This is a genomic window from Aeromonas sp. QDB68 (assembly GCF_027707405.1).
Lineage (GTDB): Bacteria > Pseudomonadota > Gammaproteobacteria > Enterobacterales > Aeromonadaceae > Aeromonas > Aeromonas caviae.
Genome location: NZ_JAPCIQ010000134.1, coordinates 1 through 7,219 on the forward strand (window position 1 = coordinate 1; position 7,219 = coordinate 7,219).

Genomic DNA, 7,219 nt, shown 5'->3' on the forward strand with positions numbered 1-7,219 from the left:
GAAAGCCTAGTCAAAGAGCTGTCACGAGAACACCGTTAGCTTAGCGTACGATTTTTTCCGAATTCTGCGGTTCCCCCCAAGCGGGCTGGCCAATTCGCTACTGGCTGCCAGCACCCTCCGGGTACGAGGCGCTGCTCCAGCCGTTGGCAACGGCGCTGGGGCTGCTGCGCCTGGCTCCCCGGGGAGAGGCGCAGCAAGAGGATGATCTCAAGCTGAGTTGAGTGGTGGCTTGTGCAGTCTCGGGGCCGATGTCAAGGAGACAATACACAGAAGGGCGGCTCATGGCCGCCCTTCTGCTGCTTGCTGACACTTAAACTGGTTTGCTGTCCGGTGAGGAAAAGGGAGCGCAGGAGTGTCTGATCACCAGGTCCGGATCCACGGTGATCATGCGGTTTGCGATGGGCTCGCCGTTGATGCGTGCCAAGAGCCGGGTGACGGCGAGACGGCCCAGCTCCTCTTTCGGTTGATTGACCGTGGTGAGCGGGGGGGACATGAACTGGGCCAGCGCCACGTTGTCATAGCCGACGATGGAGAGATCGCGGGGGATCACCAGCCCTGCCTGATGGGCGGCACTGATGACCCCCATGGCCATCATGTCGTTGCAGACAAACAGCGCGGTGGGACGCTCTGGCAGCGCCAGCAGGCGGGTCATGGCGGCGGCGCCGCTGGCGCAGTCAAAGTCTCCCTCCTGGATCCAGCCCGGATTGACGGTGAGCCCGGCCTCCTGCATCGCTTGCTCGAAACCCGCCTGGCGCTGGTTGGCCGGGGCGCGGCTGTGGGGTCCCGTGATGCAACCGATGGCAGTGTGACCCAGCCCCAGCAGATGGCGGGTTGCCAGGTAGCCGCCGCGATGGGAGTTGTCGGCGATGAGATCCACCTCGTCGTTCTCCATGCCCCAGTCCATCACCACGACCGGCAGGCTCTTGAGCCAGTCGAGCTGGTTGAACACCTCCTGCTGCCCCTCGCTGCACATGATGAGCAGGCCGTCGACCCGTTTCCTGAGCATCATCTTGAGGTAGGAGAGCGCCGTCTCGGCCTGTCCTTCGGTGTTGCCCAGCATCAGGTTGTAACCCTGCTCGAAGCAGTAGCGCTCCACCCCGCGCACCACCTCGGCGAAGAAGGGGTTGCTGGAGGTGGTGACCAGCATGCCGATGCTGTTGGTCTCCTTTACCTTGAGGCTGCGGGCCACCAGGCTCGGGGCATAGTTGAGATCGCGCATGGCGGCGAAGACCCGCTCCCGGGTCTCTTCGGCCACGAAGCGGGTCTCGTTGATGACGTGGGAAACGGTGGTGGTCGACACTCCCGCCAGCGCAGCCACCTCCTTGATATTGGCCATCAGTGCCCCTGCGCAGTCTGTTCAAGGAGGAAAGCATCGACCTCCTGCTTGCTCGGGATGGAGCTCTGGGCACCAAACCGGGTGACGGAGAGTGCCGCCGCCCCGTGGGCAAAGCGTACGGCTGCGTCAAAGTCGGCGCCGGCGAGCTCGGCCGCCAGGAAGGCGCCGTTGAAGGTATCCCCGGCAGCCGTGGTATCCACCGCCTTGACCCGAAAACCCGGCATGAGCGCCTGTTTCTGCCCCTTGCTGCAATAGACCCCTTGAGACCCCAGGGTGATCATCACCTCACCGATGCCCATCTGGTGGAAGCGGGTGGCAGCCTCCCGGGCGCTCGCTTCGTCCGTCACCTTGACGCCGGTCAGCAGCTCGGCCTCGGTCTGGTTGGGGGTGATGAGGTCCACCAGCGCCAGCAGATCCCTTGAGAGCGGGCGCGCGGGGGCGGGGTTGAGCACCACCCGGGTGCCGTGGGCACGAGCCAGACGGGCCGCTTCCTGCACGCTCTCCAGCGGCACTTCCAGTTGCAGCAGCAGGGTGTGGGCGGCGGCGATCATTGCCTCGTGACCTTGCACTACGGCCGGGGTGAGGGCGCCATTGGCTTCGGCGGAGATGCCGATGCTGTTCTCCCCCTCGTCGCTCACATAGATGATGGCGATGCCGGTGGGGAGCCTGGGGTCGAGTTCGACGGCGCTGACATCGATGCCGTCGTTGGCAAACCCGGTTTTCATCTGGTGGCCGATGGCATCATCACCGATGCGGGCGATGAAGGAGACAGGGGCGCCGAGGCGGGCGGCGGCCACCGCCTGATTGGCGCCCTTGCCGCCGGGAACGACCTGATAGCTGTGGCCGGTCAGGGTTTCACCGGGGCGGGGAAAGTGGGGGACGCGCAGCACATGATCCGCATTCACGCTGCCGAGGACTACGAGACGATTCATTCCTATCACCCTTGGTTGAGTACATCCTGGTCTGGGTGGACCCAGACCAGGCGGCACTGGCGGAAAAAGAGAGGGGAGGCGAACCTCCCCCCGTCAACTTACTTGTTGACGATTTGCAGCGGTACCGGGATGGATTTTTCCACCGGTTGACCCTTGAGCACCTTGTCGGCGGTTTCCACGCCGATGGCGCCGATGAGGGCAGGCTGCTGTGCCACGGTGGCGGCCAGTTTACCCTTGGCCACGGCGGCTTTGCCATCGTCGGTGCCGTCAAAGCCCACGATCATCACCTCTTTGCCAGCGGCCTGCACGGCGCGGATGGCACCCAGCGCCATCTCGTCGTTCTGGGCGAACACTGCCTGCACGGTCGGATGGGCGGCCAGCAGGTTCTCCATGACGTTCAGACCCTTGGTGCGGTCAAAGTCGGCGGGTTGGGAGGCCAGCACCTGCAGTTTGTTGGCGGTGACCGCCAGGGCGAAGCCTTCGCCGCGATCACGGGCGGCGGAGGTACCTGCGATCCCTTCCAGCTGGATCACCTTGGCACCGCTGCCCAGCTTCTCGGCGATGAAGTCGCCAGCCAGCTTGCCACCGGCCACGTTGTCGGAGGCGATGTGGGCCTTGACGTCACCCTGGGCTGCGCCGCGGTCCAGGGTCAGCACCGGGATGTTCGCCTTGTTGGCCAGGCGAATGGCGTTGCCCACGGCTTCGGAGTCGGTCGGGTTGATCAGGATGGCGTTGACCTTGCGCACGGTGAGATCTTCCACGTTGGAGAGCTCCTTGGCCGGGTCGTTCTGGGAGTCCAGCACCACCAGCTCGTAGCCAAGCTCCTTGGCCTTGGCTTCGGCCCCCTCCTTCATGGTGACGAAGAAGGGGTTGTTGAGGGTGGAGACCACCATCGCCAGGGTGTGATCCGCGGCCTGGGCGGTGCCCAGCACGGACATGATGGCGGCAGCGAGCAGGGTATTGAGCTTTTTCATCATTTCATTCCTTGTGTGTGGCGTGGCTTGTTAACGGTTGCTTTTGTTATCGATCATCACGGCAAGCAAAATCACGCTGGCCTTGGCGATCATCTGGTAATAGGAGCTGACGTCGAGCAGGTTGAGGGCATTGTTGAGGAAGCCGATGATGAGGGCACCGATCAGGGTACCCATGATACGGCCCTTGCCCCCCATCAGGCTGGTGCCCCCCAGCACAACGGCGGCGATGGCATCCAGCTCGTACCCCATGCCGGCTGTGGGCTGGGCGGAGGAGAGGCGGGATGTGACGATGAGCCCGGCCAGTGCCGACAGCATGCCGCACAGACCATACACCGCGAGCTTGACCCGATCCACATTGATACCAGAGAGGCGGGTGGCCGATTCGTTGCCGCCGAGGGCATAGATGTGGCGGCCCAGGCGAGTGTGGTTGAGCAGGTACCAGGCCAGCAGGAAGACGATGGCCATCAGCCAGATGGGCACCGGCAGACCCAGCAGGTAGCCGGTCCCGAGCCAGGCGAAGTGATCGGCGCCGTCACTGAAGCCGGTGGAAATGGGGCGCCCCTCGGTGTAGACCATGGTGACGCCGCGCAGGGCGGTCATGGTGACCAGGGTGGCGATGAAGGCCTGTACCTTGCCCTTGGCGATGATGAGGCCGCTGATGCTGCCAAGCAGGGCGCCGGCCCCCAGGGTGAGGGGGATCACCAGGCCGATGGGCAGCTCCATGGCCACCATGGTGGCGGCCAGGGCGCCGCACAGGGCCAGTACCGAGCCGACCGACAGATCGATGCCGGCGGTGAGGATGACCAGCGTCATGCCGACCGCCATGATGGCGTTGACCGATGTCTGGCGCAGGATGTTGAGCAGGTTGTCGGCGGTGAAGAAGTTGGGGCTCAGGAAGGAGACCACGCCGATCAGCACCAGCAGCGCGACCAGGGACTTGTTCTCGATCCACCAGGCCTTGCTCATGACGCCGCGGCGGGAAAGGGTTTGGGTTGTCATTGTGCTGCCTCTTGCTCTGCTTGCCACTGTTTACCGACTGCCGCTGCCATCAGCTTCTCCTGATTGGCATCGCGGGTGTTGAATTCTGCGCTAATGCGCCCTTCGTGCATCACCATAATGCGATCACTCATGCCGAGCACTTCCGGCATTTCGGAGGAGACCAGGATGATGCTCATCCCCTCCTTCTTGAACTGGTTGATGAGCTGATAGATCTCCTTCTTGGCGCCGACATCGACGCCGCGGGTCGGCTCATCCAGGATCAGCACCTTGGGCCGGGTCAGCAGCCCCTTGGCGATGGCCACCTTCTGCTGGTTGCCGCCGGAGAGGAGCTTGATCAGCTGATCCTGACTCGGGGTCTTGATGTTGAACAAACGCACATAGTCCCCTACCGCCTGGCGCTCGGCCTTGCCGTCAATCTTACCGCCACGAATGAACTCGCCGAGGGCGCACAGGCTCATGTTTTCGCGCACCGACAGCTCCAGCACCAGGCCGTCGCCCTTGCGATCCTCGGAGATATAGGCGATACCAGCGGCCAGACCATCGGCCGGGCTTCTGGGTACCAGGGCGTGGCCATCCACCGTCACCTGGCCAGCGCTGATGGGGCTGGCACCGTAGATGAGCTTCATCAGCTCGGTGCGGCCGGAGCCCATCAGGCCGCTAAAGCCCAGAATTTCCCCCTGACGCAGGGAGAAGCTCACCCCGCGCACGCCGGGACCAGCCAGATCGTTCACCTGCAGGCTAACCGGGCCAAGCTCGCGCTCAAGACGTGGGTACTGCTCTTCCAGCCGGCGGCCCACCATCATCTCGATGATCCTGTCTTCATCGAGATCGCTCACCGCCTGCTCGCCGATCCACTTGCCATCCCGCAGCACGGTGACCCGATCGCAGATCTCGAAGATCTCTTTCAGGCGGTGGGAGATGTAGACAATGCCGCAGCCCTGCTCGCGCAGTTCACGAATGACGGTGAAGAGCTGCTCGGTCTCGGTGTCGGTCAGCGCATCGGTGGGCTCGTCCATGATGATGACGCTGGCATCGAACGACAGCGCCTTGGCGATCTCTACCATCTGCTGTTCACCGATGGAGAGATCCCCGAGTCGGGTATCCGGGCCGTGCTTGACGCCAAGTCGCGCCAGCAGACCGCTGGCACGCTCACGCAACTGCTTGTGGTCGATGCTGCCAAAACGGGTGCGCGGTTCGCGGCCGAGGAAGATATTGGCGGCGATCGACAATTCCGGCAGCAGGTTCAGCTCCTGGTGGATGATGCTGATCCCCTGATCCTGAGAGTCGCGGGGGCCCTTGAAGTGCACCGGCTGGCCGCGATAGTTGATGTAGCCCGCATCGGCCTGGTAGATGCCGGTCAGCACCTTCATCAGGGTCGACTTGCCAGCGCCATTTTCGCCGAGCAGGGCCATCACCTGGCCCGGATAGACCCGAAGGCCCGCTTCGTCGAGCGCGCGTACCCCGGGGAAGGTCTTGACGATCCCGGTCAGCTCCAGAATGGGTGAGAGGGGGGAGGTTGTGCTCATTTGCAGCTTCCTTGAAGAGGCCTTCTTTGAAGAATTCAGAACGCCACACCGGCGCAGAGGATCAGGTTGGCGTAGGGAGTCACCTCGCCGCTGCGCACGATAGCCTTGCTCTGGCAGGAGCGAGCCTTGAACGCTTCGTGCAGGCAGTACTCGATGGTGATGGGCTTGCCCTGGGCGGCTGCGTGGGCCTCCAGCTGATCCACCAGCGCCTGATGGGCGGCGGGACTGATCTGCTTGATCTCGCTTGCCATGATCACCTTCTCCACCACCAGGTCGGTGAGTAGGGCGGTCAGTACGGTTTCAAGGCTGGGGGTGCCCGCCATCAGCGCCAGATCGATGCGCTCGGGGCCTGCCGGAATGGGCAGGCCAGCGTCGCAGACGGTGATCTCGTCGGTGTGGCCCATCTGCGCGACCAGCGCGCTTAAGGGAGCATTGAGCAGCTTGCCTCGTTTCATACAGCACCTCGGCGGCCTGGGACCGCATATGAATATTGAGTTGGGCAATCGGTTACGCAACCGGTTGCGTCATTAGGGCGAAAGATAGGTGTTAACCGTTAACGGGTCTAGGCAGTGATGACGAAAATGTGAAAACGATCTCAGTGACAGGGCAATTTCAGAAGAAACGGGTGCCATAAGAGCACCCCGTCTGAGAGGCGTCGCCGGATGTTGCCCGCACAAAAAGGCGTACCCGGCGCGAGGAGATCAGAGGGCGAGCGCCGCCTGCACTGCGGGGCGGGCCAGCATGCGCTGATAGTGATCCGCCACCTTGGGAAACTCGCTGATGGCAACCCCGTCGCTCTCGAGCCAGCCTGCAATCACGAAGAGGTAGATGTCGGCCAGGCTAAAGCGCTCCCCCAGTACCCAGGGGCCGGCCAGATAGTGGCGCTCAATCTGGTCAAAGCCATCGCGCATGTTCTGGGGCATCTTGGCCTGCATGGCAGCCATGGCCTGTTCATCGTCGGCCCAGCGGCCGGGACGGCGTCCATGGGCATGGGCGACATGGACGGTGGAGACGAGGAAACTGTGTACCTCCTGCATCCTGGCCAGGAGGAAGGGGTCATCCAATGGGGCCAGCCCGGCGTTAGGAAAACGCTGGGCCACGTAGAGCAGCAGAGCCGGTGTTTCGGTCAGCACGCCATGCTCCGTCACCAGTGCCGGGACTCGCCCCTTGGGATTGATGGCGAGGTAGTCGGGGCTGCGCTGTTCACCAGCGGCCAGATCCAGGCGCTTGACAAGGTGAGGGGCACCGGCCTCCACCAGAGCGATGCGTACCGCCATGGCACAGGTACCCGGGGCAAGATAGAGCGTCAGTTCGGACATGACCGTTTTCCTTGTGTGAGATAGAAGAGCCAGTGGACATCTCGTCCGCCAGCGCGCGCCATCTTAAATGCGAAAGGGGACTCCCTCCGACGTAGGTGGGAGGGGAATTTCGCCGGGGCGTCAGCCCCGCTGG

7 protein-coding genes are annotated in these 7,219 nt (G+C 63.3%); all 7 read right to left on the bottom strand.

The window, feature by feature from the left end:
• Positions 1–310: 310 nt before the first annotated feature.
• A complete protein-coding gene (locus tag PG892_RS20675) occupies positions 311–1,336 on the bottom strand; it encodes a substrate-binding domain-containing protein (RefSeq protein WP_010674792.1) in 1,026 nt (341 codons plus the stop codon).
• The gene (rbsK, locus tag PG892_RS20680; protein WP_010674791.1) at positions 1,336–2,268 is read right to left on the bottom strand and encodes a ribokinase; all 933 of its coding nucleotides are present in this window, start codon (positions 2,266–2,268) and stop codon (positions 1,336–1,338) included. Before rbsK ends, PG892_RS20675 begins: the two co-directional genes overlap by 1 nt.
• A gap of 98 nt (positions 2,269–2,366) precedes the next feature.
• On the bottom strand, positions 2,367–3,242 hold the full coding sequence (rbsB, locus tag PG892_RS20685; RefSeq protein ID WP_010674790.1) for a ribose ABC transporter substrate-binding protein RbsB: 876 nt from the start codon (positions 3,240–3,242) through the stop codon (positions 2,367–2,369).
• A gap of 30 nt (positions 3,243–3,272) precedes the next feature.
• Positions 3,273–4,241, bottom strand: coding sequence for a ribose ABC transporter permease (rbsC, locus tag PG892_RS20690; RefSeq protein WP_041211438.1), 969 nt, complete (start codon positions 4,239–4,241; stop codon positions 3,273–3,275).
• The gene (gene rbsA, locus PG892_RS20695; protein ID WP_052814800.1) at positions 4,238–5,767 is read right to left on the bottom strand and encodes a ribose ABC transporter ATP-binding protein RbsA; all 1,530 of its coding nucleotides are present in this window, start codon (positions 5,765–5,767) and stop codon (positions 4,238–4,240) included. The genes rbsC and rbsA overlap by 4 nt, the downstream gene beginning before the upstream one ends.
• A 35-nt stretch (positions 5,768–5,802) precedes the next feature.
• Positions 5,803–6,222 carry a D-ribose pyranase gene (gene rbsD / locus PG892_RS20700; RefSeq protein WP_010674787.1) on the bottom strand — a complete coding sequence of 140 codons (420 nt, stop codon included), beginning with the start codon at positions 6,220–6,222 and terminating at the stop codon, positions 5,803–5,805.
• 246 nt (positions 6,223–6,468) lie between these two features.
• Positions 6,469–7,086, bottom strand: coding sequence for a glutathione S-transferase family protein (locus PG892_RS20705; protein ID WP_039040777.1), 618 nt, complete (start codon positions 7,084–7,086; stop codon positions 6,469–6,471).
• Positions 7,087–7,219: the final 133 nt, after the last annotated feature.

Coding starts and splice junctions, on each gene's coding strand:
- PG892_RS20675 (WP_010674792.1), bottom strand. CDS start 1,336: ATGGCCAATATCAAGGAGGTGGCTGCGCTGGCGGGAGTGTCGACCACC.
- rbsK (WP_010674791.1), bottom strand. CDS start 2,268: ATGAATCGTCTCGTAGTCCTCGGCAGCGTGAATGCGGATCATGTGCTG.
- rbsA (WP_052814800.1), bottom strand. CDS start 5,767: ATGAGCACAACCTCCCCCCTCTCACCCATTCTGGAGCTGACCGGGATC.
- rbsB (WP_010674790.1), bottom strand. CDS start 3,242: ATGAAAAAGCTCAATACCCTGCTCGCTGCCGCCATCATGTCCGTGCTG.
- rbsC (WP_041211438.1), bottom strand. CDS start 4,241: ATGACAACCCAAACCCTTTCCCGCCGCGGCGTCATGAGCAAGGCCTGG.
- rbsD (WP_010674787.1), bottom strand. CDS start 6,222: ATGAAACGAGGCAAGCTGCTCAATGCTCCCTTAAGCGCGCTGGTCGCG.
- PG892_RS20705 (WP_039040777.1), bottom strand. CDS start 7,086: ATGTCCGAACTGACGCTCTATCTTGCCCCGGGTACCTGTGCCATGGCG.